At 69.5% G+C, this 25,805-nt stretch carries 24 protein-coding genes; 17 read left to right on the forward strand and 7 right to left on the reverse strand.

The features are described from left to right. Positions 1–55: 55 nt before the first annotated feature. Positions 56–997: a PAC2 family protein gene (locus Q5722_RS14080; RefSeq protein WP_305028892.1), complete on the forward strand. Its 942-nt coding sequence runs from the start codon at positions 56–58 to the stop codon at positions 995–997. Further along, positions 997–1,863, forward strand: a complete 867-nt coding sequence (tesB, locus tag Q5722_RS14085) for an acyl-CoA thioesterase II (RefSeq protein ID WP_305028893.1) — start codon at positions 997–999, stop codon at positions 1,861–1,863. Before Q5722_RS14080 ends, tesB begins: the two co-directional genes overlap by 1 nt. A gap of 64 nt (positions 1,864–1,927) precedes the next feature. Here the strand turns inward: tesB and Q5722_RS14090 are convergent, their stop codons facing one another. Beyond that, positions 1,928–2,803: a MaoC family dehydratase gene (locus Q5722_RS14090; RefSeq protein ID WP_305028894.1), complete on the reverse strand. Its 876-nt coding sequence runs from the start codon at positions 2,801–2,803 to the stop codon at positions 1,928–1,930. Further along, complete coding sequence (locus Q5722_RS14095) at positions 2,803–4,134, reverse strand: 3-oxoacyl-ACP reductase (protein ID WP_305028895.1); 1,332 nt, start codon at positions 4,132–4,134, stop codon at positions 2,803–2,805. Before Q5722_RS14095 ends, Q5722_RS14090 begins: the two co-directional genes overlap by 1 nt. Positions 4,135–4,324: 190 nt before the next feature. On the opposite strand from Q5722_RS14095, the gene Q5722_RS14100 reads away from it, so the two are divergent. Continuing rightward, entirely contained in the window at positions 4,325–5,605 is a 1,281-nt protein-coding gene (locus Q5722_RS14100) for an acetyl-CoA C-acetyltransferase (RefSeq protein ID WP_305028896.1), read from the forward strand. 79 nt (positions 5,606–5,684) lie between these two features. Here Q5722_RS14100 and Q5722_RS14105 read toward each other — a convergent pair whose 3' ends face one another. Beyond that, the gene (locus tag Q5722_RS14105) at positions 5,685–6,380 is read right to left on the reverse strand and encodes a TetR/AcrR family transcriptional regulator (RefSeq protein ID WP_305028897.1); all 696 of its coding nucleotides are present in this window, start codon (positions 6,378–6,380) and stop codon (positions 5,685–5,687) included. A 61-nt stretch (positions 6,381–6,441) separates the two neighbouring features. Between Q5722_RS14105 and Q5722_RS14110 the strand changes: the two genes are divergently transcribed. From Q5722_RS14110 to Q5722_RS14150, 9 genes are all read left to right on the forward strand, one after another. Continuing rightward, positions 6,442–7,371 carry a DNA-3-methyladenine glycosylase family protein gene (locus Q5722_RS14110; protein WP_305028898.1) on the forward strand — a complete coding sequence of 310 codons (930 nt, stop codon included), beginning with the start codon at positions 6,442–6,444 and terminating at the stop codon, positions 7,369–7,371. 180 nt (positions 7,372–7,551) lie between these two features. After that, positions 7,552–8,367 (forward strand): MlaE family ABC transporter permease, encoded by an 816-nt coding sequence (locus tag Q5722_RS14115; RefSeq protein ID WP_305028899.1) that lies wholly within the window; start codon positions 7,552–7,554, stop codon positions 8,365–8,367. Between the two features lie 9 nt (positions 8,368–8,376). Beyond that, on the forward strand, positions 8,377–9,198 hold the full coding sequence (locus Q5722_RS14120; protein ID WP_305028900.1) for an ABC transporter permease: 822 nt from the start codon (positions 8,377–8,379) through the stop codon (positions 9,196–9,198). A 12-nt stretch (positions 9,199–9,210) separates the two neighbouring features. Continuing rightward, positions 9,211–10,278: an MCE family protein gene (locus Q5722_RS14125; protein ID WP_305028901.1), complete on the forward strand. Its 1,068-nt coding sequence runs from the start codon at positions 9,211–9,213 to the stop codon at positions 10,276–10,278. A gap of 1 nt (position 10,279) precedes the next feature. Next, entirely contained in the window at positions 10,280–11,314 is a 1,035-nt protein-coding gene (locus Q5722_RS14130; protein WP_305028902.1) for an MCE family protein, read from the forward strand. Continuing rightward, entirely contained in the window at positions 11,311–12,285 is a 975-nt protein-coding gene (locus Q5722_RS14135; RefSeq protein ID WP_305028903.1) for an MCE family protein, read from the forward strand. The genes Q5722_RS14130 and Q5722_RS14135 overlap by 4 nt, the downstream gene beginning before the upstream one ends. Beyond that, entirely contained in the window at positions 12,279–13,355 is a 1,077-nt protein-coding gene (locus Q5722_RS14140; protein WP_305028904.1) for an MCE family protein, read from the forward strand. The genes Q5722_RS14135 and Q5722_RS14140 overlap by 7 nt, the downstream gene beginning before the upstream one ends. Continuing rightward, complete coding sequence (locus tag Q5722_RS14145; RefSeq protein WP_305028905.1) at positions 13,352–14,464, forward strand: MCE family protein; 1,113 nt, start codon at positions 13,352–13,354, stop codon at positions 14,462–14,464. The genes Q5722_RS14140 and Q5722_RS14145 overlap by 4 nt, the downstream gene beginning before the upstream one ends. Next, the gene (locus Q5722_RS14150; RefSeq protein WP_305028906.1) at positions 14,464–15,549 is read left to right on the forward strand and encodes an MlaD family protein; all 1,086 of its coding nucleotides are present in this window, start codon (positions 14,464–14,466) and stop codon (positions 15,547–15,549) included. Before Q5722_RS14145 ends, Q5722_RS14150 begins: the two co-directional genes overlap by 1 nt. Positions 15,550–15,806: 257 nt before the next feature. Here Q5722_RS14150 and Q5722_RS14155 read toward each other — a convergent pair whose 3' ends face one another. Further along, a complete protein-coding gene (locus Q5722_RS14155) occupies positions 15,807–17,063 on the reverse strand; it encodes a phospholipase D-like domain-containing protein (protein WP_305028907.1) in 1,257 nt (418 codons plus the stop codon). A 73-nt stretch (positions 17,064–17,136) separates the two neighbouring features. On the opposite strand from Q5722_RS14155, the gene uvrB reads away from it, so the two are divergent. From uvrB to Q5722_RS14180, 5 genes are all read left to right on the forward strand, one after another. Next, positions 17,137–19,236, forward strand: a complete 2,100-nt coding sequence (gene uvrB, locus Q5722_RS14160) for an excinuclease ABC subunit UvrB (protein ID WP_305028908.1) — start codon at positions 17,137–17,139, stop codon at positions 19,234–19,236. Positions 19,237–19,294: 58 nt separating this feature from the next. Continuing rightward, complete coding sequence (locus tag Q5722_RS14165) at positions 19,295–20,281, forward strand: NAD(P)/FAD-dependent oxidoreductase (RefSeq protein ID WP_305028909.1); 987 nt, start codon at positions 19,295–19,297, stop codon at positions 20,279–20,281. A gap of 123 nt (positions 20,282–20,404) precedes the next feature. Next, positions 20,405–21,646, forward strand: a complete 1,242-nt coding sequence (locus Q5722_RS14170; protein ID WP_305028910.1) for a glycosyltransferase family 4 protein — start codon at positions 20,405–20,407, stop codon at positions 21,644–21,646. Continuing rightward, positions 21,646–22,404 carry a class I SAM-dependent methyltransferase gene (locus tag Q5722_RS14175; RefSeq protein ID WP_305028911.1) on the forward strand — a complete coding sequence of 253 codons (759 nt, stop codon included), beginning with the start codon at positions 21,646–21,648 and terminating at the stop codon, positions 22,402–22,404. Before Q5722_RS14170 ends, Q5722_RS14175 begins: the two co-directional genes overlap by 1 nt. Continuing rightward, positions 22,404–23,504: a prenyltransferase/squalene oxidase repeat-containing protein gene (locus tag Q5722_RS14180; RefSeq protein WP_305028912.1), complete on the forward strand. Its 1,101-nt coding sequence runs from the start codon at positions 22,404–22,406 to the stop codon at positions 23,502–23,504. Before Q5722_RS14175 ends, Q5722_RS14180 begins: the two co-directional genes overlap by 1 nt. Here Q5722_RS14180 and Q5722_RS14185 read toward each other — a convergent pair. From Q5722_RS14185 to Q5722_RS14195, 3 genes are all read right to left on the reverse strand, one after another. Next, entirely contained in the window at positions 23,488–24,315 is an 828-nt protein-coding gene (locus Q5722_RS14185; RefSeq protein ID WP_305028913.1) for a family 16 glycosylhydrolase, read from the reverse strand. The two genes, Q5722_RS14180 and Q5722_RS14185, sit on opposite strands and share 17 nt — an antisense overlap. Beyond that, positions 24,312–25,040, reverse strand: coding sequence for a hypothetical protein (locus tag Q5722_RS14190; protein WP_305028914.1), 729 nt, complete (start codon positions 25,038–25,040; stop codon positions 24,312–24,314). The genes Q5722_RS14185 and Q5722_RS14190 overlap by 4 nt, the downstream gene beginning before the upstream one ends. Before the next feature lie 82 nt (positions 25,041–25,122). Beyond that, on the reverse strand, positions 25,123–25,794 hold the full coding sequence (locus Q5722_RS14195; protein ID WP_305028915.1) for a class I SAM-dependent methyltransferase: 672 nt from the start codon (positions 25,792–25,794) through the stop codon (positions 25,123–25,125). Positions 25,795–25,805 lie beyond the last annotated feature (11 nt).

Consider the following 25,805-nt stretch of genomic DNA (forward strand, 5'->3'; position numbering starts at 1 on the left):
AGACGTGAGCCACTAGGCTCGACGCGCAACTGAACGTACTGCGAGGAGGCGCGGAATGGCAGGGTCCAACCGCTTCGTGCACATCGTCGACGACGTCACCGATCTCGGTGACGACCCGGTGCTCGTCGTCGCCCTCCACGGGTTCCTCGATGCCGGCAACGGCTCGGTTCTCGCGGTCGACCACCTCGAGGCCGGCGGCGCCGGCCCGGTCGTGGCGACCTTCGACGTCGACGCCTTCCACGACTACCGCGCGCGCCGTCCGGCGATCTCCTTCGTCGAGGACCACTACGAGTCCTACGACGCCCCGCGCCTCGTCGTCCGCGTCCAGCGCGACGTGACCGGCCGCGCCTTCCTGCTGCTGTCGGGGCCCGAGCCGGACAACCGGTGGGAGGCGTTCGTCGGTGCGGTCCGCGAGGTGGTCGAGGCGCTCGACGTCGCCCTCGTGGTCTCCCTCGGCTCCGTGCCGATGGCGGTGCCGCACACCCGGCCCCTCGCGGTCACCCAGCACGCCAACCGCCGCGAGCTCCTGCTGCGTGCCAACCAGTGGCGTGGCGAGCTGCGCATCCCGTCGTCCGCGCAGGCGCTGCTCGAGGTGCGGCTGGGGGAGAGCGGCCACCCGATGACCGGCTGGGTGGCGCACGTCCCGCACTACGTCCAGGGTGGCGAGTACCCCGAGGCCGCACGGGCGCTGCTCGCCGGGGTCGAGGACTCCACGGGCCTCACCTTCGACCTGGACGCGCTGAAGGTCGCTGCCGAGCGGCGCAGCGTGGAGATCGCCGAGCACCTCGCGGAGAACCCCGACGTCGCCGAGCTCGTCGCCGGCATGGAGCAGCAGTACGACGCGTTCCAGCGCGGCGTGGACGAGAGCCTGCTCGCGACGGACCAGCCGATCCCGACCGGCGAGGAGCTGGGGGCGGAGTTCGAGAAGTTCCTGGCGGGGCTGGACGGGCCCGACACCACCACCGACGTTCCCGATTCCCCGGAAGGCGACGACTGATGCCCACCTCCGCCGCCGAGCTGGTCGACCTGCTCGACCTCGAGACGATCGACGTCAACCTCTTCCGTGGACGCCAGCCGATCACGTTCTTCCAGCGGGTCTTCGGCGGGCAGGTCGCGGGCCAGGCGATGATCGCCGCCGAGCGGACGGCGCCCGCGGGCATGACCATGCACTCGCTGCACAGCTACTTCCTGCGGCCCGGCGACCCCAACGTCCCGATCATCTACGACGTCGAGCGGATCCGGGACGGCTCCTCGTTCGCCACCCGCCGGGTGGAGGCGCGCCAGCACGGTCGGCCCATCTACTACCTGACCGCGAGCTTCCAGGTGCAGGAGGAGGGGCTGGACCACCAGGACGTCATGCCCCCGGTGCCCGCGCCGGAGGACTGCCCCGCCTCGCTCGACCTCCTGCGCAAGCGCGCACCCGAGTCGTACGTCGAGGTGCTGGCGCAGGAGTGGTCCGTGCTGGACATGCGGGCGGCCGGTGACTCGCGCGCCGGCGGAGCACTCGAGGGCGATCCCGACCACCCGGCGCGCCAGCGCTTCTGGGTGCGGGTGCAGGGCGAGCTCCCGGACGACCCGATGATCCACAAGGCGGCACTCACCTACCTCAGCGACGTCACCCTGCTGGGCACGGCGCTCGTCGTGCACGGCACGTCGTTCGCGGAGCCCGACATGCAGGCCGCCTCGCTCGACCACACGGTGTGGTTCCACCGCCCGTTCCGTGCCGACGAGTGGCTGCTCTACGACCAGGTGTCGCCGAGTGCCTCCCAGGGGCGCGGCCTGGCGATCGGGCGGCTCTTCACCGCAGACGGCCGCCTCGTGGCGAGCACCGCGCAGGAGGGCCTGATCCGGCTGCGCCGCTGACACCAGCTGACATGAAGACGGCCGCGACTCCCGAGGGAGTCGCGGCCGTCTCGTCGTCCAGCGGTCAGAGCGCCCGGGTACGTCCGAGCACGTGGGGCGCGCCGTTCCTCGGGTTGGTCACCGCGAAGTCCACGCCGCCCTCGACCGGCACCGCGCCGAAGCGCACCTTGCCCGGCAGGAAGATCGGCGTCTTGAACGCCACGTCCACCCGGACGGCATCCGGAAGTCGGGCCTCCAGCGTGGCCACTGCCTTGGACAGGGTCCACATGCCATGAGCGATGTGCCCCTTGAAGCCCAGCGCCTTGGCGGTCAGCGGGTACAGGTGGATCGGGTTGCGGTCGCCCGACACGGCTGCATAACGGCGTCCGAGGTCCGTGGGGAGTGACCAGACGGCCCCCGTCGACTCGACATCGGCAAACGACATGCCGGGGTCGCCGTTCTCCTTGTCACCACCGCCGACGCGGAGGTACGTGGAGGTCTCCTCCCACACGGTCTCGCCACCGACGCTGACCGTGGTCAGCATGTCGAACGCCTTGCCCTTGGTGGACTTCCGCAGGTTGGCCGCCTTCACCTCGACGTCGACCTTCTCGCCGAACGCGATCGGACGCAGCTGCGAGATGGAGTTCTCCAGGTGGACCAGGCCCATCGCGGGATAAGGGAAGGACTGGTCGGTCAGGAGCGCCATGTGCAGCGGGAACGCCAGGTTGTGCACGTACGGCAGCGGCGCGACGTCCTTCGTCGGGAAGCCGGCGATGGCGGCGTACGGCGCGACGGCCTCGCGGGTGATCTCCAGGCCCTCGCGACGGAGCACGAGGTCGGGGAGGTCCTTCGAGGTCTTCTTCACGCCCGGGAGCTGGTTGACGCCGGGGACCGTCGGGAGGACGGCCTTCAGCATCGCACCGGCACCCGCGGTGCCCTGGATGACGCGGGTCTCGGTCATCAGGCGCCCAGCATCATCAGGCCGCACACGCGCACGACGTTGCCGGTGACGGCGGTCGAGGCGGGGGAGGCGTACCAGGCGATCGTCTCGGCGACGTCGACCGGAAGGCCACCCTGCTGCATGGCGTTGAGGCGCGCACCGACCTCGCGGGTGGCGAACGGGATCGCGGCCGTCATCGCGGTGATGATGAAGCCGGGGGCCACGGCGTTGATCGTGATGCCGTCCTTGAGCTCGTCGGCCAGCGAGTCGACGAAGCCGATGACGCCGGCCTTGGAGGCGGCGTACTGCGTCTGGCCGACGTTGCCCGCGATGCCCGCGATCGAGGAGACGCCGATGATGCGACCGTTCTTGTTGATCGCGCCCTGGGAGAGGAGCTCGCGGGTGATCCGCTCCGGAGCCGTGAGGTTCACGGAGATGACCGACTGCCAGCGGTCCTCGGCCATGTTGGCGAGCTTCTTGTCGCGGGTGATGCCGGCGTTGTGCACGACGATGTCGACGCCGCCGAACTGCTCCTTCACGAAGTGCGCGATGCGCTGCGGCGCGTCGGCGTGCGTGATGTCGAGGGTCAGCGAGGTGCCGCCGATCTCGCCCATGACGTTCTGCAGGTCCGAGGCGGCCTGCGGCACGTCGATGCCGAGGACCGTCGCGCCGTCACGGTGCAGGACCCGGGCGATCTGCTCGCCGATGCCGCGCGAGGCGCCGGTCACGATGGCGACCTTGCCGGCGAGGGGCTTCTCGATGTCGACCTTGGCCAGCGCCTTCTTGGCGTTGGTGCCGATGCGGACGACCTGGCCCGAGACGTAGGCGGACTTGGGGGAGAGGAAGAAGGCGAGCGTGGAGTCGATCGCCCCCTCGGCGCCCGGGGTCACGTAGACGAGCTGGACGGTGCCGCCCTTGCCGATCTCCTTGCCGAGGGAGCGGGTGAAGCCCTCGAGGGCGCGCTGGGCGATGCGGGCGCCGCCCTTGACCTCGCGGGGGTTGATGCCGATGACGACGACACGGGCGCAGTTCTCGAGCTTGCGCATCACGGGGGTGAAGAACTGCTGCAGCTGGACCAGGTCGGCCTCGGAGTCGAAGCCGGTCGCGTCGAAGACGAGACCCTTGAACCTCGCACCGTCCTCGACCGAGGTGGCGGACTCGATCCCGAGACCCTCGAGGGTCGCGGGCAGGGAGCCGGCGAGCTTGCCGGCGCCGCCGACGAGGACGGTGCCCTTCACCAGCGGAGCGCCCTCGGTGTAGCGGTCGAGCTCGACCGGGTTCGGGAGGCCGAGCTGCTTGACCAGCAGCTTGCCGATCGACGACTTCGTGAAGCTCTGGTAGCGGTCAGTCATGGGTGTGGCTTCCTCATCTCGGATGAAAGGCGGCATGCGGGGCGGCCCTGCGGGCCGACGCGCGGACAGGATCATGTAACTTGAAGTGTAACTGGGTGTCCACATTTCGTGATCTGGCACTCACACGGTTCCATCACCGGTCCCGACCGGCAAGGATAGGGACATCTGAAGACCCTCTAGAGGAGTGACCATGCAGGCCAAGACCCGCCGCGTCGCCATCATCGGCGGCAACCGCATCCCGTTCGCCCGGTCGAACACCGTCTACGCCGAGGCGTCGAACCAGGAGATGCTGACCGCCGCGCTCGAGGGTCTGGTGACCCGCTTCGGCCTCGAGGGCGAGAAGCTCGGCCTCGTCGCCGGCGGTGCCGTCATCAAGCACTCGCGCGACTTCAACCTGGTCCGCGAGTCGGTCCTCGGGACGAAGCTCGACCCGGCCACCCCGGCCGTCGACGTGCAGCAGGCCTGCGGCACCGGTCTCTTCGCCGCCAACATCGTCGCCCTCCAGATCGCCACCGGCCAGATCGAGGCCGGCGTGGCGTGTGGCTCGGACACCACCTCCGACGCCCCCATCGCGATCTCCGAGAAGCTCCGCAAGAAGCTCATCAAGATCAACCAGCTCAAGACCAACGGCGACCGCGTCAAGGCCCTCCTCGGCATCCGCCCGGGCGACCTCGGCATCGTCGCCCCGGAGAACCGCGAGCCGCGCACCGGCCTCGCCATGGGCGACCACCAGGCCATCACGGCCCTCGAGTGGGGCATCACCCGCGAGGAGCAGGACGAGCTCGCCGCGAAGTCCCACCAGAACCTCGCCCGCTCGTGGGACGAGGGCTGGCAGGCCGACCTCGTCACCCCGTTCCGCGGTGTCGAGCGCGACAACCACCTGCGTCCCGACTCGACGGTCGAGAAGCTCGCCAAGCTGAAGCCGGTCTTCGGCAAGGGCGAGGCCGCCACGATGACCGCCGGCAACTCGACGCCGCTCTCCGACGGTGCCTCCGCCGTCCTCCTCGCCTCCGAGGACTGGGCCAAGGCCCACGGCTTCGAGCCGCTCGCGTACCTCACCGACTTCGAGGTCGCTGCGGTCGACTACGTCGGCGGCCACGAGGGCCTGCTGATGGCCCCGGCGTACGCCGTTGCGAAGATGCTCGAGCGCAACAACCTGACGCTGCAGGACTTCGACTACTACGAGATCCACGAGGCGTTCGCCGCGCAGGTCCTCTCGACGCTCAAGGCCTGGGCTGACCCGGTCTTCTGCAAGGAGCGCCTCGGCCTCGACAAGCCGCTCGGCGAGATCGACCGCTCCAAGCTCAACGTCAACGGCTCCTCGCTCGCCGCTGCGCACCCGTTCGCCGCCACGGGCGGCCGGATCCTCCCGGTGGCGGCCAAGCTCCTCAAGGAGAAGGGCAAGGGCCGCGTGCTCGTCTCGCTCTGCGAGGCCGGCGGCCAGGGCATCGTCGCGATCGTCGAGCGCTGATCCCACCTGCACGAGAGAAGCCCCCGTCCGGTCAGCCGGGCGGGGGCTTCCTGCGTGTCGTGACGTTCCTCCGGGCGCGTCAGGCCTTCGCGAGCGCGAGCGCGGCGTCGACCATGTACGTCTTCACCTGCTCCGGCGCGAGCGGTACGACGGTCGGGATGCCGCGGGAGGAGGGGCGGACGGTGATCCCGAGGCGCGCCAGCTGGAGCGAGCCGAGCCCGGCTGCGTAGAGCGTGTTCGCCAGCTGGTAGGGGTCCTCGACCCGCATCTCGCCGCTCTCGTTGCCCGCCCGGACCACCTCGGCGAGCTGCTCCATGCAGCTGGTGATGCCGCGACCGAGCTTGAACATCGCGCTCTCGCTCACTTCCTCGAGCAGCTCGGGCCCGGGGCGGCGCATGAGGGTCAGCGCGCAGTCGACGAACGCCGGGAACTCGATGCCGAAGTCGGCGAACGCCTCGACGGCGGCCGCGAGCTGGGTCTGCGGCTTGCGACGGCTGCGGACGGCCTCACGGAGGCGCTCCTCGAGCTCGTCGAGGTAGCCGGACATGGTGAGCGCGAAGAGCTCCTCCTTGCCGGAGAAGTGCCGGTAGATGATCGCGCGGTTGATGCCGACCGACCGGGCGACGTCCTCGATCTGCACGTCGCGCACGCCCCGCTCGTCGAAGAGCTCGCGGGTCGCGCGGATGATCTCGCGACGACGCTCCCGGCGCCGTGCTGCGGCAGCCGTGCGCCGGCCGTCGGTCTGGCGGCCGTCAACGCGCTCCGAGGTGCTCATGCCAGCAGCATAGGCCGAAGTTGTCACAGTCAGTTACATACGTGTTCGGTAAGTTCGCCCCATGACGGCGACCGAGCGCACCTGGCGCCCGGCCTGGCCCTGCCCGGCGGGGCAGATCCTCGTGGTGGCCCGCCGCGGCGCCGGGGACCCGACGTACCGGGTCGAGGGCGGGAGCCACTGGCGCGCCCTCCGTACGCCGGAGGGGCCGGTGCGTCTGGAGGTCCGGCCGCGGCCGGGGCTGGGCGAGGTCGAGGCGCGGGCGTGGGGACCGGGAGCGACGTGGGTGCTCGACGCCCTCCCGGCGATGCTCGGTGCGTTGGACGACCCGACGGGGTTCGTGCCGCGCCACCCCGTCCTGGTCGAGGCGCACCGGCGCCACCAGCACCTGCGCATCGGGCGTACCGGCCTCGTGTTCGAGGCTCTCCTTCCTGCCGTGCTCGAGCAGAAGGTGACGGGGCAGGAGGCGTTCGCGGGCTTCAGGCGCCTGGTGCGTCGCCACGGAGAGGTCGCGCCGGCAGGGGAGGGGCCCGACCTCCTGCTCCAGCCGGAGCCGGCCGTCGTCGCGGCGGTGCCGAGCTGGGAGTGGCTGGAGCTCCACGTCGATCCGGCGCGGTCGCGGCCGGTCGTCGTGGCGGCCGGACGGGCTGCCGCGCTCGAGCGGATCGCCGACGACGACCCGGAGGCTGCCGACCGCAAGCTGAGGTCGCTGCCGGGTGTCGGGGTGTGGACGAGCGCGGAGGTCCGGGCGCGTGCGCTCGGCGACGCCGACGCGGTCAGCTTCGGCGACTACCACGTCGCGAAGGACATCGGGTGGGCCCTGACCGGCGCCCCGGTCGACGACGCGGGCCTGGCCGTCCTGCTCGAGGAGTGGCGTCCGCACCGGGGCCGCGTGCAGGCGCTGGTGGCCCTGGCGGGCTTGGGGAAGCCGCGCCGCGGGCCGCGAATGGCACCGAGACGACATTTGCCCGGACGAGATGTGGACAGGCCGTGACCCCTGCCACATTCGGGCGTTAGGCAGTCCAGCAGGTACCGGTAAACACCATCTTTGGTCACTCCTGTGACCACTGGTGTGATTGCCGTTACGCTGCGCTGACGTCGGATCGTGTGAGTCGAGGAGTGCGCAAGTGACAGGGATCAGGGCATGTGTCCCCGTTGATGGGGGGCAGCTCTCATGAGCGCGGTGACCGCACTCGTCAATGACCTGACGGGCCGCGCCAAGAAGGGCGTCACGACGGCGGGCGGCATGTCGCTGCTCACGATCGAGTCGCTCATGGCGATCGGCTCCGACGTCGTGAAGCGCAACTTCTCCTGGAGTGAGTTCTTCTTCCAGTGCTGGTTCATGATCCGCGTCGGCCTCGCGCCCGCGATCATGGTCGCCATCCCGTTCGGCATCATCGTCTCCGTCCAGGTCGGCGCGGTCGCCAACCAGATCGGTGCCGGCTCGTTCGCCGGTGCGGTCAACGGCATCGGCGTCCTCCGCCAGGGCGCACCGCTCGTGACCTCGCTGATCATCGCGGGCGCCGTCGGTTCCGCCATCTGTGCCGACGTCGGCGCCCGGACCATCCGCGAGGAGGTCGACGCGCTCAAGGTCATGGGCATCAACCCGGTCAACCGCATCATCGCGCCGCGTCTCGCGGCCGCGATCTTCGTCGCCCTGCTGCTCAACATCGTCGTCGCCGTGGCCGCCATCGCGACCGGCTTCCTGCTCAACGTCCAGAGCGGCAACGTCAGCTCCGGCACCTACCTGAGCGGCTTCGTCGCCTTCGCCCAGCCGACCGACCTCGTGCTCGCCGAGTTCAAGGCGCTGCTGTTCGGCATCATCGCCGTCATCGTGTCCTGCTACAAGGGACTCGCTGCCTCGGGTGGTGCCAAGGGCGTGGCCGACGCGGTCAACCAGTCGGTCGTCATCAGCGTCGTCGCGCTCGCCATCGTCAACGTGGCGATCACGCAGGCCTACGTCATGCTCGTCCCCCAGTCGGTGGCCTAGGAGATGGCTGTGCTCACGAACCAAGTCTCCGCTCTCAAGGGCGGTCTCGTCCGTGCCGGCGACCTCGCCTCCTTCATGGTCAGCGTCGTCGTCTCCGTGCCGGTCGTTCTGAAGAACTACCGCAAGGAAGTCCTCCGCCAGATCATGGACATCGCCTGGGGCTCCGGCGCGATCCTCGTCGGCGGCGGCACGATCGGCATCATGATCCTGCTGGGTCTCTCCTCGGGCACCTCGCTCGGCATCGAGGGCTTCAACGGCCTCGAGCTGATCGGTCTCGCCCCCATCACGGGCTTCGTCTCCGCCTCGGTCAACACTCGTGAGCTCGCTCCGCTCGTCGCGGCGCTGGCGCTCGGTGGCCAGGTCGGCTGTCGCTTCACGGCGCAGATCGGCTCGATGAAGCTGCACGAGGAGATCGACGCCCTCGAGGTCATGGCGGTCAACCCGATCCACTACCTGATCACCACCCGTGTGATCGGTGCGATGGTCGCGATCATCCCGCTGTACTTCGTCGGCCTCCTCGGCTCGTGGCTCGCCTCGAAGTTCGCGGTCGTCTACCTGTTCGGCCAGTCCGGCGGTCAGTACGACCACTACTTCTACTCGTTCCTGCAGCCCACCGACGTCATCAAGTCGGTGATCAAGATGCTGGTCTTCGCGCTCCTGGTGGCTCTGATCCACGCCTGGTTCGGCTTCAACGCCTCCGGCGGCCCCGCCGGCGTCGGTGAGGCCACCGGTCGCGCGATCCGTGCCTCGATCGTCACCATCGTCATCGCCGACATGCTCCTGACCCTGGCGTTCTGGGGCGGCGACCCCGGATTCCGGATCCAGGGCTGAGGAAGGCAGAACATGAACATCCGTGATGTCCTGGCGGGCAACGGTCGCCCGCCTACGTCCAAGGTCCTGATGGTCCGCGGCATCATCTTCACCGCAGTCGTCGCGCTGATCCTGGCCGGCCTGATCGCGATCTCGAAGGGCGCGCTCGCCGACCGGATCTCCACCACTGCCGTCTTCCGCAACGCCGGCGGTTCGCTGATCAACGGTGCCGACGTCAAGTACCAGGGCGTCAACGTGGGCAAGCTCTACAGCCTCAAGGAGGGCGCCGGCGGCGCCGCCGAGGGCGGCATCGAGCTGGGCCTCTACATCGACGACAAGTACGCCTCCGACATCCCGTCGAACGTCACCGCGCGCGTCATGCCGCAGTCGATCTTCGGTACGTCGTTCGTCGACCTGGTGCGCCCGGCGGCCCCCACCGGTGGGCTGAAGGACGGCGCCCGGATCATGCAGGACACCTCGAAGCAGACGCTCGAGCTCCAGACGATCCTCGACGGCCTCGACCGCGTCGTCCGCGCCCTCGGCCCGGCCGAGCTGTCCGAGATGCTCGGCAGCCTCGCCGGTGCGCTGGACGGCAAGGGCAACGCCCTCGGTCAGACGCTGACCAGCCTCGACGACTACCTGGGCAAGCTCAACCCGAAGCTGCCGCTCGTCACGCAGAACCTCGACCTGCTCGCGGGCAACCTCGAGGCGCTGCAGAAGGCGGCCCCCGACCTCTTCGAGGCCACGGACAACCTGCTCGTGACGGCGCGCACCCTCGCCCAGAACCAGGACAACTTCCACAAGCTGGTCTCCACGGCCACGCCGGTGATGGCCAAGACGGACGCGCTGCTGTCCGCCAACGAGAAGGCCCTCACCAACACGCTCGCCCACACGGCGATCGTGGTGGACGCCCTCTACGACGAGCGCTCGGACCTGGTCCGCGGCGTCGTCGCCATCGGCTCTCTCGCAAGGAAGCTCGCTTCATTGGTCAAGGACAACGCCATGATCCGCGTGGACGCGACGGTCGTCTCGCCGACGCCGGCCGACTACGGACGCGCCCAGTGCCCGACCTACAACGGCGTTCGCGGACGGGGGTGCTGACATGACCGGATTCCGCTCCACGATGACGAAGGTCCTCGTCTTCGCCCTGATCTGCATCGTGTTCTTCGTGATGCTCTACAACACGATGAGCAACGTCGTCGAGGGCAAGGCCAACGTCTGGAAGGCCAACTTCACCTCCGCCTCGGGCCTGCGCCCGGGCGACGACGTCCGCATCGCGGGTGTCAAGGTGGGCCGTGTCGAGAGTGTCGAGGTGACCCCGGACAACCAGGCCCAGGTGACCTTCCAGCTCGTCGACGACCAGAAGATCTACTCCTCGACGCTGCTGAAGCTGCGCTACCAGAACCTCCTCGGCCAGCGGTACCTCTCGCTGACCGCGGGAGCGGACCGGGGCCAGGAGCTCTCGCCGGACAAGACGATCGGTGCCGGCATGACCGACCCGGGCTTCGACCTCACCGCGCTGCTCAACGGCTTCAAGCCGCTCTTCGACACGCTGCAGCCGGCCGATGTCAACAAGTTCGCGCAGAACATCATCGACGTCCTGCAGGGCCAGGGCCCGGCCGTCGACTCGCTGCTCAAGTCCACGGCCTCGACGGCCAAGTTCCTCTCCCAGCGTGACCAGGCCTTCACCCAGGTCCTGGACAACCTGACGCCGGTGCTGAAGAACCTCGCGGCCCACTCGGACGACCTCGACGCGACGGTCAAGCAGCTGAACCTGCTGATGGGCGGCCTGGCGAAGGAGCGCGGCACGTTCGCCACCTCCATCGACACCCTCGCACCGCTGGTCGCCTCGACCTCGCAGCTGGTGAGCACGATCCGTCCGGACGTGCGCACCGACGTGAAGGCCCTCAAGACGACCTCGGGGATCCTCGCGAAGAACCGTGACAACGTCGTCAAGGGCGTCAGCGCGCTCGGCAGCATCACGGGCAACCTCGCCCAGATCGGGTCGTACTACTCGGCGCTGAACATCTACTTCTGCAACTTCGGCCTCAACGTGATCAGCCCGGACGGCAGCCAGCTCCTGCCGACTGTCTGGATCGGTGGCCCGAGCGGTCCGTACTCGGAGGTGTGCAAGTGAAGCCGATCTACCAGTACGACAAGTACCGGACCGGCCTCGTCGCCGTAGGCGCGCTGGCCATGCTGGTCGCGCTCGTCATCGGCGCGAGCCGCCTGAACATCGGTGCCCGCGGCTACGCGGCATCGCTGGCCAACACGGGTGGTCTCCGGGCCGGGGAGCCGGTGCAGGTCGCCGGTGTCGACGTCGGCAAGGTCACGAGCATCGCGCTCGCCGGCGACAAGGTGGACATCAAGTTCACGGTCGACAAGGACATCAAGCTGGGTGACCAGACCCGCCTCGAGGTCAAGGTCGCGACCCTGCTCGGCACGCACTTCCTGGCTGTCGTCCCCGGCGGTGCCGGCGACATCGGCGACAAGCCGATCCCGGTCTCGCAGACGCGCGTCCCGTTCAACCTGCAGGACGTCATCGAGCAGGGCACGCCCGAGGTCAACGCCTTCGACGTGGACAAGATCGAGAAGTCGCTCAACTCCATGGCGCAGCTGCTCAACGTCGCAGGTGCCGACGTCAAGCCCGCCCTCCAGCAGGTCGGTGCCCTGTCGGCGCTCGTCGCGAAGCGCAGCGACGACCTCGGCGACCTGCTCAAGGCGACCTCCGAGGTCTCCCGGCAGCTCACCGACAGCAGCGACGACATCATCGCGCTGATGAAGGCGTCGGACCTGATCCTCGACACGCTGAACTCCCGCCGGGCGGCCATCCACCGCCTGCTCGCCGACGTGAGCACGCTGTTCACCCAGCTGAACGGCATCGTCCAGGACAACCGGGCCGACCTCGGACCGATCCTGCACAACCTCAACCTGGTGATCGGCACGCTCAAGGCGAGCGACAAGACGATCGGTCGCGCGGTGGACAACCTCGCCATCGCCGGTCGCTACGTCTCCAACGCCACCGGTGGCGGCCCCTGGGTCAACCTCTCCAACCCGGGTGGCCTGCTGCCCGACGCAGCCTCGTGCGGAAGGGGCATCCTGTGCTGACGAAGAGCTCCCGCATCGTCGGGGCCATTGCGGCCCTGGCCCTCACCGGTGCCACGTCGACCGCCTGCTTCCCCTTCGGGGACGGCTCGCGCACCATCACGGCGTACTTCGATGACACCGCCGGCCTCTTCGTGGGCAACCAGGTGGGTGTCCTCGGCGTCCCCGTCGGCCAGGTGACCGACATCCAGGCCGACGGCGACAAGGTCAAGGTCAAGCTCAGCATCACCGACAAGGACCTGAAGGTCCCGGCCGACGCCGGTGCCCTGATCGTCGCCCGCTCGGTCGCGACGGACCGGTACGTCGAGCTGACCCCGGTGTTCCACTCGGGGGATGCGGAGATGGCCGACAACGCCACGATCCCGCTGGCCCAGACGCGGACCCCTGTCGAGTGGGACGAGATCATCGCCGCCCTCGACCGCTTCACGAAGGGCCTCGGTGGCAAGGACGGCAAGGCGGGCGCACTCAGCAACCTGATCGCCGTCGGTGCCAAGTCGCTGTCGGGCACGGGTGAGATCGCCAACCAGACGCTGACCGACGTCGCGAAGGCCGCCACGGCCCTCGCCGACCACCGCGGTGACATCTCCTCGTCGATCGACAACCTGGCGTCCCTCACGCAGGTGCTGGCCGCCAACGGCCGCACGATCGACGAGTTCGCTGCGAGCGTCACCGCTGCGGCGGCGCTCTTCAACGACGAGAAGGAGGAGTTCGGCACCGCGCTGAAGTCGATCGCCGCCTCCCTCAACGGTCTGGCCGCGTTCATCAAGGAGAACCGCAAGGCGCTCAAGACCTCGCTGACCGGGCTCACGACGGTCACGGGCAACCTGCTCCGGCACAGCTCGCAGCTGGCCGAGGGCGTGGAGACGCTGCCGCTGGCCTTCGACAACCTCGGTCGTGCCGTGACCCACAAGGGCTACGTCGACGTCCGGCTCCCGCTGCAGGACCTCTCGCCGGCACCCGCGCTGACGAACGCGATCTGCGCAGCGCTGCCGCCGTCGCTCTGCAACGCGCTCAGCCTCGATGCGACCACGTCGCTCAACGACCTGCTCAACATCCTGGGAGGTGGGCTGTGAACGGCCGACTCGCAACTGCCGCGCTCGCCGGCGTCGGCCTCCTCGTCTCGGGCTGTGGCTTCACGGCCGGCGACCTGGCCCGCGCCAACAACAGCCGTGGTGACGGCTACCTGGTCTCGCTCGCCGTCCCGGACGCGCTCAACCTCCCGGACGGTTCGCCCGTCCGCATCGGTGGCGTCTCGGTCGGCAAGGTCGACACCGTCAAGGCCAAGGACTACGAGGCCATCGTCACGCTGAAGATCCACAACGACACCCACCTCACCGACCAGGCGAAGGTGCGTCTGCGCTACACCACCGCCCTCGGCGAGATGTACGTGCAGATCGAGCCGTCGGCCACGGGCACGCCGCTCAAGGGCGGCGAGATGCTCGCGCGCACGCAGTCCGAGACCGCTCCGTCGGTCGAGGACGCGCTGGCCTCGGCATCGCTCCTCATCAACGGTGGTGGCCTCGGGTCGATCGAGACGATCGTGACCGAGCTCAACAAGGCCGTCGACGGTCGGGTGCCGACCACGCATGCGCTGATCTCCAAGCTCGACACGTTCATGCGGACGGTCACGGGCAGCCAGCGCCAGATCGACCGCATCCTCACGGCGCTCGCGGCGACGTCCAAGACGCTCAACGCCCGGCAGGACACGATCAACAAGGCGCTGGTGGAGATCCGTCCGGCGGCCAAGACGCTCACGGACAACACGCCGCAGCTCGTCGCCCTCCTGAAGGAGGCCAACAAGCTCGGTGCGACGGCCAAGCGGATCGTCGACGCCAACCGCGGAAACGTGGAGCAGGTCGTGAGGGAGCTCGGCCCCGTCCTGCAGACGATCAACGCGAACAGCGACGCGATCCTGTCCGCCCTGGCGAACCTGCGCTCGGCGGCGCCGCTCGTGCGCAACGTCGCACGGCCCAGCTACGCCAACCTCTACGCGGTGGCCCACTTCGGCGCCGACGCGCTGCTCGGCGGCCTCACCAGCGGCAACCTGGGCGGCACCTCCGGCGGTACGACGGGTGGCACCGGCGGCCTCCTCGGCGGCACGGGCGGCCTCCTCGGTGGTGGCACAACTAGTGGTGGTTCAAGCGGCGGTGGCCTGCTCGGCCTGGGTATTGGAGGCCTCTGATGCTGAAGAAGTTCGACAAGCTCACGCTCAGCTTCGTCGCCCTCGTGACGGTCTTCCTGCTGCTGATGGCGTACATGGTCACCGCGGTGCTGAAGCTTCCCCTCACGGGCGCGCCGGACCGGATCACGGTCCACATGTCGCAGACCGGCGGCCTGTTCAAGGGCTCGGCCGTCAACTACCGCGGCGTGAGCGTCGGCACGGTGACCGACATCAGGGTCGGCAAGAACGGCCCGGATGCGACGGTGACGTTCCGCAACGGCGCCAAGGTGCCGAAGGACGTCGCCGCGAAGGTGGTCAGCCTGTCGCCGATCGGTGAGCAGTTCCTGGACCTCTCGCCCCAGTCGGCCTCGGGCCCGTACCTGAAGGGCGGCGACGAGATCAACGCCGAGGCGGTCTCCCTGCCGATCACCGTCGCGTCGGCTGCCGACAACCTGGACAACCTCCTCGACGAGATCAACGACAAGGACGTCAAGGTCCTGATGACCGAGCTCAACGCGGCGGTCAAGGACAGTGGTGACGACCTGGACCGGCTGCTCACCTCGAGCAACCAGCTGGTCTCCACGCTGGACGACTCGTGGGGCAAGACCAACGAGCTCCTCAACAACGGCGTGACCGTCAACCAGATCCTCGCCCGTCACCAGGCGGACCTCGAGAACTTCTCGAAGTCGGCGAAGTCGCTGACCGCCTGGCTGGTGAAGTTCGACCCGACCTTCCAGCGGATCCTCAAGTCCACGCCGGCGGACCTGAAGGTCCTCGGCAGCCTCGTGGACGAGCTCGGCCCGATCCTGCCGGCGCTCCTGAAGAACCTGAACGCCACCACGGACATCCTGGCCGACCGCGACGCCAGCCTCCGGGCCCTGGCCCAGGTGACGCCTGGTTCGCTCGGGAAGGTGATGACCAGCATCCGTGGCGGCAACTGGTACCTGCGTGCGTACCTCGACGGCGAGTCGCTCTGTGACTACGGCGGCCCGAAGACCGCTCCGACGAAGATCGACCCGAACCCGCTCTACCGCAACGGCCACTGTGGCTCGAACCCCGCCCGGTGGCGTGGTGCGAACCACGCGCTTCCGCCGATCAACCGCTGACACGGAGCGCAGGCGACAGCTGCACCACCCGAGGCCCGGCCCCCGCGAGGGGACCGGGCCTCGGCCGTCTTCGCCTCCGGGCACGTCCCGTGCCCGCGCGGCCGCGAGGCCGTTCACGGCGTGAGCGTGTGGGCATCGCTCACGCCTGCGCGGTGTCCGCTGACCTCGGTCCGCTGCCCTCGCCCGGGGCCGACGGCCGAGCGGGCGGGCTCGCGAGGGGCGCAGTGCCCCGCGCAGGACGCCGGGGTGGCCGCAGGTCAGAGCAGGGGGCGCAGCGGGCCGAGGATCGCCTCGGTGAACCGACGGTAGATGTCGCGGGACTCCCACTCGTTCATGGTGAGCTCGGCGCAGTTGGAGAGGTCGGTCTCGAAGATCGTCTCCATCACGCGGGCCTGGTCGCGGTCGATGATCTCGACGTTGATCTCGTAGTTGCCCTGCATGCTGAGGCGGTCGACGTTCGCCGTGCCGATGGTGGACCAGCTGCCGTCGATGGTGGCGGTCTTGGCGTGCACCATCGCGTCGCGGAAGCGGAAGATCCGGATGCCGGCCTCCAGCATCTGCGCGAAGTAGCCCCGTGAGATCCAGTCGGCGACGATGTGGTTCGACTTGCGGGGCAGCAGGATGCGGACGTCGACGCCGCGCCGCGCGGCCTCGCGCAGCGTGTCGACGAAGTTGGCGTCCGGGATGAAGTAGGCGTGCGTCATCCAGACCCGGCTCGTGGCGCGGTTGATCGCCTCGAGGTACATCGAGCGGATGGGGAAGCTCCACAGCGTCGGGATGTTGCGGTGGAAGCGCATCCGGGGCTCCCACTCGGACGCGGTCTCCAGGAGCAGGGGGCGCTCGTTGGCGCGGAAGCGGCGCTTGCGGTGCAGGTTCCAGAAGTCGGCGAACGTGCGCTGTAGGTCCCACACGCCGGGGCCGGTGATCCTGCAGTGGGTGTCGCGCCACTCGGTGGCGTACGCAGAGCCGATGTTGTAGCCGCCGACGAAGCCGACGGCGTCGTCGACCACGAGGATCTTGCGGTGGTCGCGGCCGTAGTGCCGCAGGTCGAAGAAGCGGAGGCCGGCGTTGTAGACGGGGTAGCGCAGCACCTTGATCGAGGTCGGGAAGCGCTTGAACGACGGCGGCACGACGAGGTTGGCGAAGCCGTCGTAGATGACGTGGACGGCGACGCCGCGGCGGGCGGCTCGCACGAGCGCCTGCTTGAAGCGCTGGCCGATCTCGTCGTCCTTCCAGATGTAGGTCTCGAAGAGGATCTGCCGCTCGGCGGAGTCGATGGCCGCGAGCATGTCCTCGTAGAGGTCCTGCCCGTAGGTGTACGTCGTGACCGTGCCGCCGCCGACCTCGACCTCCATCGGCGCAGTGACGGGGAACGGCTTCGGCTTCTTGTTGCGACGCCGGTAGGAGTCGACCAGCGTCAGTGAGATCGCGAGGATGACCTGGATCCCGACGATGGTGAGCAGGGCGCGGCGCGCATGGCGTGCGGCGCGTTCGAGGGCGGTGGCTCGGCTCACGGGCCTCAATCTAGCCATGCCTGCGTGACCGCGCGGGCGCAGGGCTGTCAGTGGTGACAACTACGCTGGCGGCATGCGACCTGTGACCGATCTGGAGCGGCGTGTCGCGCCGTTCCGCGTGATCTCCGAGTTCGAGCCGTCGGGCGACCAGCCTGCCGCGATCGCCGAGATCAGCAAGCGCCTCGACGACGGTGTCCAGGACGTCGTGCTGCTCGGCGCGACCGGCACCGGCAAGACCGCGACGGTCGCCTGGGTGGCCGAGCAGGTGCAGCGACCGATGCTCGTGCTTCAGCCCAACAAGACGCTGGCAGCGCAGTTCGCCAACGAGCTGCGCCACCTCTTCCCGGACAACGCGGTGGAGTACTTCGTCAGCTACTACGACTACTACCAGCCCGAGGCGTACGTGCCTCAGACGGACACCTACATCGAGAAGGACTCCTCGATCAACGAGGAGGTCGAGCGGCTGCGCCACTCGGCGACCAACTCGCTGCTGACCCGGCGCGACGTCATCGTGGTGTCGACGGTCTCCTGCATCTACGGTCTCGGCACCCCGCAGGAGTACGTCGACCGCATGCTGCGGCTCAAGGTCGGCCAGGAGCACGACCGCGACGCGATCCTGCGTCGCCTCGTCGACATCCAGTACACGCGCAACGACATGGCCTTCACCCGCGGCACGTTCCGCGTCCGCGGTGACACGCTCGAGGTCTTCCCGGTCTACGAGGAGCTGGCGATCCGCATCGAGTTCTTCGGTGACGAGATCGAGCGCCTGATGACGCTGCACCCGGTGACCGGCGAGGTGGTCACCGAGGACGACGAGCTGCACGTCTTCCCGGCCACGCACTACGTCGCGGGCCCCGAGCGGATGGAGCGGGCGATCCGCGGCATCGAGGCGGAGCTCGACGACCAGCTCGAGACCTTCAAGCGCCAGGGCAAGCTGCTCGAGGCCCAGCGCCTGCAGATGCGCACGTCCTACGACATCGAGATGATGCGGCAGGTCGGCTCCTGCTCGGGCATCGAGAACTACTCGATGCACATCGACGGCCGCGAGCGGGGGAGCGCGCCCAACTGCCTGCTCGACTACTTCCCCGAGGACTTCGTGCTCGTCATCGACGAGTCCCACGTCGCGGTGCCGCAGATCGGCGGCATGTACGAGGGCGACATGTCCCGCAAGCGCAACCTCGTCGACCACGGCTTCCGGCTGCCGAGTGCGATGGACAACCGGCCGTTGCGCTGGGAGGAGTTCCTCGAGCGGATCGGGCAGACCGTCTACCTCTCCGCGACGCCGGGCAACTACGAGCTGGACAAGGTCCAGGGCGACGTCGTCCAGCAGATCATCCGTCCGACGGGCCTGGTCGACCCCGAGGTCATCGTGAAGCCGACGAAGGGACAGATCGACGACCTGATCCACGAGATCCGGCTGCGCACCGAGAAGAACGAGCGGGTCCTGGTCACGACGCTGACCAAGAAGATGTCGGAGGACCTCACCGACTACCTCCTCGACGCCGGCATCCGCACGCGGTACCTGCACTCCGAGGTCGACACGCTCAAGCGCATCGAGCTGCTGCGTGACCTGCGGCTGGGGGAGTACGACGTCCTCGTCGGCATCAACCTGCTCCGCGAGGGTCTCGACCTGCCGGAGGTCTCGCTGGTCGCGATCCTCGACGCCGACAAGGAGGGCTTCCTCCGCTCCGACAAGTCGCTGATCCAGACGATCGGTCGCGCGGCGCGCAACGTCTCCGGCCAGGTCCACATGTACGCCGACAAGATCACGCCGTCGATGGAGTCGGCGATCGAGGAGACCAACCGCCGCCGCGCGATCCAGGTCGCGTACAACGAGGAGCACGGCATCGACCCGCAGCCGCTGCGGAAGAAGATCGCCGACATCACCGAGATGCTGGCCCGGGAGGCCGAGTCCACCGACGAGCTGCTCGCCGACTGGCAGAAGTCGGACGCGCAGAAGAAGTCGCCGACGCCCAACCTGTCGAAGCTCCACAAGGACGTCCCCGACACCGCCGGACTGCCGACGAGCGACCTGGCCCAGCTGGTGCAGGAGCTGACCGACCAGATGAGGGCGGCGGCGGCGGAGCTGCAGTTCGAGGTCGCCGCGCGGCTGCGCGACGAGATCTCCGAGCTGAAGAAGGAGCTCCGCCAGATGCTCGAGGCGACCAGGTGAGCGGGCGCCATGAGGCGGGAAGCGCCGACAGTCGACGACGTAGTGCGACCATCGTGATGTGAGCACCGGACCGCTCCACCACGACGTCGACCTCCTCGTGATCGGGGCGGGGCCGGCCGGTCTGTTCGCGACCTACTACGCGGGCTTCCGTGGGCTGAGGGTGGCGCTCGCGGACGCGCTGCCCGAGCTCGGTGGCCAGATCACCGCGATGTACCCGCACAAGCCGATCCGTGACGTCGCGGGCTTCCCTGACATCAGCGGCACCGACCTGGTCGACGGGCTGGTCCGTCAGGCGGCGACCGCCGACCCGGTCTACCTGCTGGGGAGGGTGGCGACCACGCTCGACGCCCGTGAGGACGGGGTCGACGTCGCGTTCGAGGACGGCACGTCGGTCTCGGCGGGCGCCGTGCTCCTGACCACCGGCATCGGCAGGTTCCGGCCGCGGCTGCTCCCGGTCGCGGGCGAGGCGTGGAGCGGACGCGGGGTCGAGCACTTCGTCACGGACCTCGGCAGGTACGCCGATGCCGACGTGCTCGTCGTGGGCGGCGGGGACAGCGCCCTCGACTGGGCGCTGCACCTGGCACCTGTCGCGCGCTCGGTGACGCTGGTGCATCGCCGCGACACGTTCCGGGCTCATGCCGCGCTGCTGGCCCAGGCTCGCGCGGCCGGGGTTGACGTCGTGACGCCGGCTGAGGTCGCGGCGGTCCGCGGCAGCCGTCACGTCGAGGAGGTCGACCTGGAGGTCGGGGGAGCGATGCGCACGCTGCGCGTGCAGCACATCGTGGCCGCTCTCGGCTTCGTCGCGGACCCCGGGCCGCTGGAGCGCTGGGGTCTCGCGCTCGACCACCACCACGTGGTGGTCGACACGGCGATGCGGACCAGCCTGCCGCGGGTCTTCGCGGCCGGTGACATCACGTCGTACGCGGGGAAGGTGCGGCTGATCGCGGTCGGCTTCGGCGAGGCGGCGACGGCGGTCAACAACGCGGCCGTGGCGATCGACCCGGCGGCGCACCTCTTTCCCGGCCACTCGACGGACGGCGGCTGAGACCCGTGTGCCGGATCACGTCGGGCCGTGGGACGGTACATGGTGTACCCGTCGTTTCCTGTGACGACTAGGCTGGTCCCTCGCGTCTCCACACGGCGCGAGTGTCGGAGAGGAAGGTGCGGCATGCGCATCGCACTGCTGTCGTATCGCAGCAAGCCCCACTGCGGTGGGCAGGGCATCTACGTCCGCCACCTCAGCCGGGAGCTCGTCGCCCTGGGCCATGAGGTCGAGGTCTTCTCCGGCCAGCCCTACCCGGAGCTCGACGAGGGCGTGAAGCTCACCAAGGTCCCCAGCCTCGACCTCTACCGCGAGCCCGACCCGTTCCGGATCCCGAAGCTGCGCGAGTTCCGCGACCTGGTCGACGTGCAGGAGTTCGCGATCATGTGCACGGCCGGCTTCCCCGAGCCGCGCACGTTCGCCAAGCGCGTCATCAAGCTGCTCCGTGAGCGCAGGGACGAGTTCGACGTGGTGCTCGACAACCAGGTCCTGGGCGACGGGCTCCTCAAGGTCGAGGAGCTCGGCCTGCCGATGGTCACCGCGATCCACCACCCGATCACGTTCGACCGTCGGATCGACCTGGCTGCCGCGACGGGCATCCGGCGCAAGCTGAGCCTGCGCCGCTGGTACGGCTTCCTCGGCATGCAGGGCAAGGTCGCCCGCGCCGCTCGCAAGGTGATCACGGTGAGCGAGTCGTCGTACGCCGACATCGTGAAGGACTTCGGGGTGGACCCGGACCGCATCGAGGTGATCCACCTCGGGGCCGACGCCGAGTTCCAGCCGCCGACGGCTCCTCGTGTGCCGGGCCGGCTGCTGGCCATGGCCAGCGCCGACTCCCCGCTCAAGGGCATCGACGTGCTGCTCGAGGCGTTCGCCAAGCTGCGCACCGAGCGCGACGTCCACCTGGTCCTGGTCTCCAAGCCCCAGGAGGACGGTCCGACGATCAAGCTGATCGAGGAGCTCGGCATCGGCGACGCGGTGGAGTTCCGCAACGGCCTCAGCCAGACCGACCTCGTCGCCCTGATGGGCTCGGCCGAGCTGGCGGTGGTGCCGTCGCGCTACGAGGGGTTCTCGCTCCCGACCGTCGAGCTGATGGCGTGCGAGACGCCTCTCGTGGTCAGCCGTGCCGGCTCGATCCCCGAGGTCGTCGGCCCCGACGGGCTCTGCGCCGACCTGGTGCCGCCGGGAGACGTCGAGGCACTGCGCGACGCGATCGCGGCGCTCCTCGACGACCCCGAGCGTCGCGCCCGCTACGGTGCCGCGGGGCGCAAGCGTGTCGACGAGACGTTCAGCTGGCGCGCTGCCGCCACGCACACCGCCGAGGCCCTCGCCGAGGTCATCGAGCAGAAGAAGCAGGAGAACCACTGATGCTGACCGTCGACTTCGACCGCCTGGGCCTCGAGCCGGGCGACCGCGTCCTCGACATGGGAGCCGGCGCGGGCCGCCACTCGTTCGAGATCTACCGCCGCGGCGGCAACGTCATCGCCTTCGACCAGAACGCCGACGAGCTGGCCCAGGTGCGCGACCTGTTCGCTGCGATGAAGGAGGTCGGCGAGGCGCCGGCCGGGGCCGAGGCGGACGTCAAGGAGGGCGACGCGCTCTCGCTCCCGTTCGCCGACGGCGAGTTCGACCGTGTGGTCTGTGCCGAGGTGCTCGAGCACATCCACCGCGACGTCGACGCCATCAAGGAGCTGATCCGGGTGCTGCGTCCGGGCGGCACGATGGCGATCACGGTGCCCCGCTGGCTGCCCGAGGTCATCAACTGGAAGCTCTCCGCGGACTACCACAACGCCGAGGGTGGTCACATCCGGATCTACACGGACCACGAGCTGGTCGACAAGGTCACCAAGGGCGGCCGGATGAACGACGGCACCGAGGGCGATGCGATGGTCTTCGAGGGCAAGTCCTACGCCCACGGCCTGCACACGCCGTACTGGTGGCTCAAGTGCGCGGTGGGCGTCAACAACGACAAGCACCCGCTGGTGAAGGCCTACCACCAGGTCCTCGTCTGGGACATCATGAAGACGAAGGGCTGGTCGACGCTGACCCGCGGTGCCGAGAGGGCGCTCAACCCCGTCATCGGCAAGTCGATGGTGCTCTACTTCCGCAAGCCGGACGCGGCCTGATGCAGCCGCAGATCCCGTACGTCGAGGGCGTGCTGACCGCCGACGACGTGGCCGCGACGGCTGCGTCGATCGCGCGCATGCAGGAGGCCGACGGTGGCATCCCCTGGACCACGGGGGAGCACACCGACATCTGGAACCACGTCGAGGCGGCCATGGCGCTGCTCGTCGGGGGCGAGGTGGAGGCCGCGGAGAAGGCGCTGCGCTGGGTCCCGACCCTGCAGTGCGCCGACGGCTCCTGGCCGATGAAGATCGTCGCCGGCGAGGTCGAGGACGACCGCGGCGAGGTCAACATGTCGGCGTACCTCGCGGTGGGGCTGTGGCACCACTGGCTGGTCCGCCGTGACCGCGCCTTCGTCGAGGAGCTGTGGCCGAGCGTGCGTGCGGGCCTGGACTTCGTGGTCTCGCTCCAGCAGGACTGGGGCGGCATCCAGTGGACGCCGCAGGACGACTTCTGCCTCCTGACCGGGTGCTCCTCGATCTACCAGTCGCTGCGCGCGGGCGTCGCCCTCGCCGACCTGCTCGACGAGCCGCAGCCCGAGTGGGAGCTGGCCGGCGGTCGCCTGGGCCACGCGATCCGGCAGCACCCGGAGCGCTTCGCCGACAAGTCGAAGTACTCCATGGACTGGTACTACCCGGTCCTCGGCGGTGCCGTGCGGGGCGAGGCCGCGCACGCGCTGCTGGACACCCGCTGGAGCGACTTCGTGGTGCCGGACCTGGGCTGCCGCTGCGTGGACACCAACCCGTGGGTGACGGGGGCGGAGACCTGCGAGCTGGTGATGGCGCTCGACGCCATCGGCGACCACGAGCGTGCGCTGACGCTGCTCAGGGACATGCAGCACCTGCGGGCCGAGGACGGTTCCTACTGGACCGGCTGGGTCTACGAGCTCGAGGGCTACGAGAACGAGAACCCCAACGTGTACTGGCCGGTCGAGCACACCACCTACACCGCCGCGGCCGTCCTGCTGGCCGTGGACGCACTGGGGGAGCGCTTCGGCGGGAGCACGCCCGGGTCCGGCATCATGCGCGGCGAGACGCTCGCAGCGGACTTCCCGGAGATCGCCCTCGAGTGCGGCTGCACCGAGGTCAGCACATCCCGCTGACCGCCGTCGTCGTCGCGGTCAGCGACGGCGTCGTCGTCGGGATCGTGGCGCCGGCCCTGGCCAGCGTGAAGTAGCGGTCCCAGTCGGTGGTGGCGCGGGTGTGCGTCATCGCGGTGCCGGCTGGGCCGTCGAGCACCAGCCGCGGGACCAGCGCGGTGGTGGAGAAGGCGCCGGGCGCCTGGGTCGAGGTCAGCCGGCCGACGGCCTTCGCGTCGACGAACCAGGTGATCGCGGTGTCCTTGATCTCCACCGCGTAGGTGTGGAAGACGTTGGCCTGGTTGAGGGTGAACGGTGCCAGGGTCCACCGGGAGGTTCCGTTGCGGACGCCGAGCCGGGTCGGGGTGCTGCTGGTGTAGCCGTTCCAGCTGGCCAGTGTCACGGCGGTCGTGCCGCAGCTGGAAGCAGGCGTCCCGGCGGGCACCAGCTCGAGCCGGACCTGGTAGGGGGTGGCAGTGGCCCACTGCTTCGACTTCATCCGGAACTCCCAGCGGCCGCGGCTGTGGGCGTTGCCGTCGAGCCAGGCGAGCACGTCGCCGCTCGCCGTGGAGCTGTACGACGCCGGCCCGCTGTCGAGCCCGAGCTGCCCGTAGTAGATCCCGACCCGTCCGGTGCCGTCGGCGACGTCACGCCAGCCGGTGGTCGACTCGCCGCGCTCCCAGTCCCAGACCTCGCTGGCCCCGCCCCACCCGAACGCCGCGCCCGCCGAGGTGGCTGCGCTCGCTCCGCCGAGCGGGCTGAGGAGTGGCGCCAGGGCGGTGGCCGCGAGGGTGGCGACGGCGGTGGCCACGGCGGCCCGCACGCGGCGGCTCACGAGACCACCACCGTGGCCGGGAACGACGGGAACCAGCCGACGAACGTGTTGGTGCCGGCAGGGGCCCAGTCACGGGCGACCGCCCGGTAGGTCTGCCGGCCGGCCGCATCGAGGGTGAGTGAGGCCGTGACCGTGCCCGTGCTGTCGAGGACGAACGGGCCGGCGACCCAGCTCCACGTGCCGTCGGGGTTGCGACGCTGGAGGGACATCTCGCGACCGGGGCGGACCGGACCGCTCCCGGATCCGAGGGTGACGGACACCGTCGAGCCGACCGTGGTCGCCTTGGGCAACGCGATGCTGGCGTCCTGCTGGAGCCCGTCGACCTGCAGGCTCGAGGTCATCCGCGCGCCGTCGGTCGAGGTCGCGGCGGCGTAGACGCGGTAGCGGTTGTGCTCCATCGCGTGCACCCGCGTGGAGAAGGCGTAGGCGTGGTTGCTGGTCGTCCCGTTCATGGCGGTGACCCAGTAGCTGCAGGTCGAGCCGCTGTAGCCCACGCAGCGGTCGAGGCGCACCGGACGCGCGGCGGGTCCGGGGAGCGAGGTCACCTGCACGACGAGGGCCTCACCGGGGATGCCGGACGTGCGGCTGACGGCCAGTGTGCCTCCAGCGGTCGTGGACCCGACGGCGCTTCCCGAGAGCACCACGGGGGCGGCGAGCAGCGCCGTCGCCACGACGGCAGCCCGCGACGCACGGCCGCCCCATACACGCTTTCCCTCAGGAATCACGGAAGACACGCTAGGTGACTTCCGCCATTTTGGCGACATCAGTCACACAGATGGTCCGCGCAGCGCCCAGTGCGCCGGCCGGTCAGTGCGTGCGGCGCAGCACCCGCATCGACCCGAGCGCGTCGACCTCCTCGAAGTCGCCGCGGGCCAGCGTGGGCAGGTAGATCTCCTCGTACGGCGGCCGGCCACCGTCCGCCGGGTCGGGGAAGACGTCGTGGATGACCAGCACGCCGCCGACCGCGACCTGCGGCACCCAGGTCTCGAAGTCGGTGCGCGCCGGCTCCACGCCGTGGCCACCATCGATGAAGAGCAGCGCGAGCGGCGTACGCCAGACCCGGCCGACGGGGCCGGACTCGCCGACCAGGGCGACCACGTGCTCCTCGAGGCCCGCGCGCTCGATGGTGCGCCGGAAGAAGGGGAGGGTGTCCATCCGGCCGGTCTCGGGGTCGACGACGTCACGGTCGTGGTGCTCCCAGCCGGCCTGGTTCTCCTCCGACCCGTGGTGGTGGTCGAGCGCGAACACGATGCCGTCGCCGACCGCCTTCGCGGCCGCACCGAGGTAGACCGCCGACTTGCCGCAGTAGCTGCCCACCTCGAGAGCGGGGCCGCTGGACAGCTGCTCGAGGGCCCAACGGTGGAGCAGCAGGCCCTCGTCCTCCGGCATGAAGCCCTTGGTGGCGCGGATCAGGTCGAGCAGCTCGCCGGACAGGCTGGGGGGCAGGGTCGACGGCGCGGCGGAGGGGGTCTCGGTCACCGGGTCACCGT

It is taken from the genome of Nocardioides jiangxiensis, from assembly GCF_030580915.1.
GTDB lineage: Bacteria > Actinomycetota > Actinomycetes > Propionibacteriales > Nocardioidaceae > Nocardioides > Nocardioides jiangxiensis.

What these genes read in the sequence shown, in the direction of transcription:
- Q5722_RS14115 (WP_305028899.1), top strand. Translation starts at nt 7,552, where the DNA reads ATGAGCGCGGTGACCGCACTCGTCAATGACCTGACGGGCCGCGCCAAG.
- Q5722_RS14090 (WP_305028894.1), bottom strand. Translation starts at nt 2,803, where the DNA reads ATGACCGAGACCCGCGTCATCCAGGGCACCGCGGGTGCCGGTGCGATG.
- uvrB (WP_305028908.1), top strand. Translation starts at nt 17,137, where the DNA reads ATGCGACCTGTGACCGATCTGGAGCGGCGTGTCGCGCCGTTCCGCGTG.
- Q5722_RS14125 (WP_305028901.1), top strand. Translation starts at nt 9,211, where the DNA reads ATGAACATCCGTGATGTCCTGGCGGGCAACGGTCGCCCGCCTACGTCC.
- Q5722_RS14170 (WP_305028910.1), top strand. Translation starts at nt 20,405, where the DNA reads ATGCGCATCGCACTGCTGTCGTATCGCAGCAAGCCCCACTGCGGTGGG.
- Q5722_RS14105 (WP_305028897.1), bottom strand. Translation starts at nt 6,380, where the DNA reads ATGAGCACCTCGGAGCGCGTTGACGGCCGCCAGACCGACGGCCGGCGC.
- Q5722_RS14110 (WP_305028898.1), top strand. Translation starts at nt 6,442, where the DNA reads ATGACGGCGACCGAGCGCACCTGGCGCCCGGCCTGGCCCTGCCCGGCG.
- Q5722_RS14100 (WP_305028896.1), top strand. Translation starts at nt 4,325, where the DNA reads ATGCAGGCCAAGACCCGCCGCGTCGCCATCATCGGCGGCAACCGCATC.
- Q5722_RS14150 (WP_305028906.1), top strand. Translation starts at nt 14,464, where the DNA reads ATGCTGAAGAAGTTCGACAAGCTCACGCTCAGCTTCGTCGCCCTCGTG.
- Q5722_RS14180 (WP_305028912.1), top strand. Translation starts at nt 22,404, where the DNA reads ATGCAGCCGCAGATCCCGTACGTCGAGGGCGTGCTGACCGCCGACGAC.
- Q5722_RS14080 (WP_305028892.1), top strand. Translation starts at nt 56, where the DNA reads ATGGCAGGGTCCAACCGCTTCGTGCACATCGTCGACGACGTCACCGAT.
- Q5722_RS14130 (WP_305028902.1), top strand. Translation starts at nt 10,280, where the DNA reads ATGACCGGATTCCGCTCCACGATGACGAAGGTCCTCGTCTTCGCCCTG.
- Q5722_RS14175 (WP_305028911.1), top strand. Translation starts at nt 21,646, where the DNA reads ATGCTGACCGTCGACTTCGACCGCCTGGGCCTCGAGCCGGGCGACCGC.
- tesB (WP_305028893.1), top strand. Translation starts at nt 997, where the DNA reads ATGCCCACCTCCGCCGCCGAGCTGGTCGACCTGCTCGACCTCGAGACG.
- Q5722_RS14095 (WP_305028895.1), bottom strand. Translation starts at nt 4,134, where the DNA reads ATGACTGACCGCTACCAGAGCTTCACGAAGTCGTCGATCGGCAAGCTG.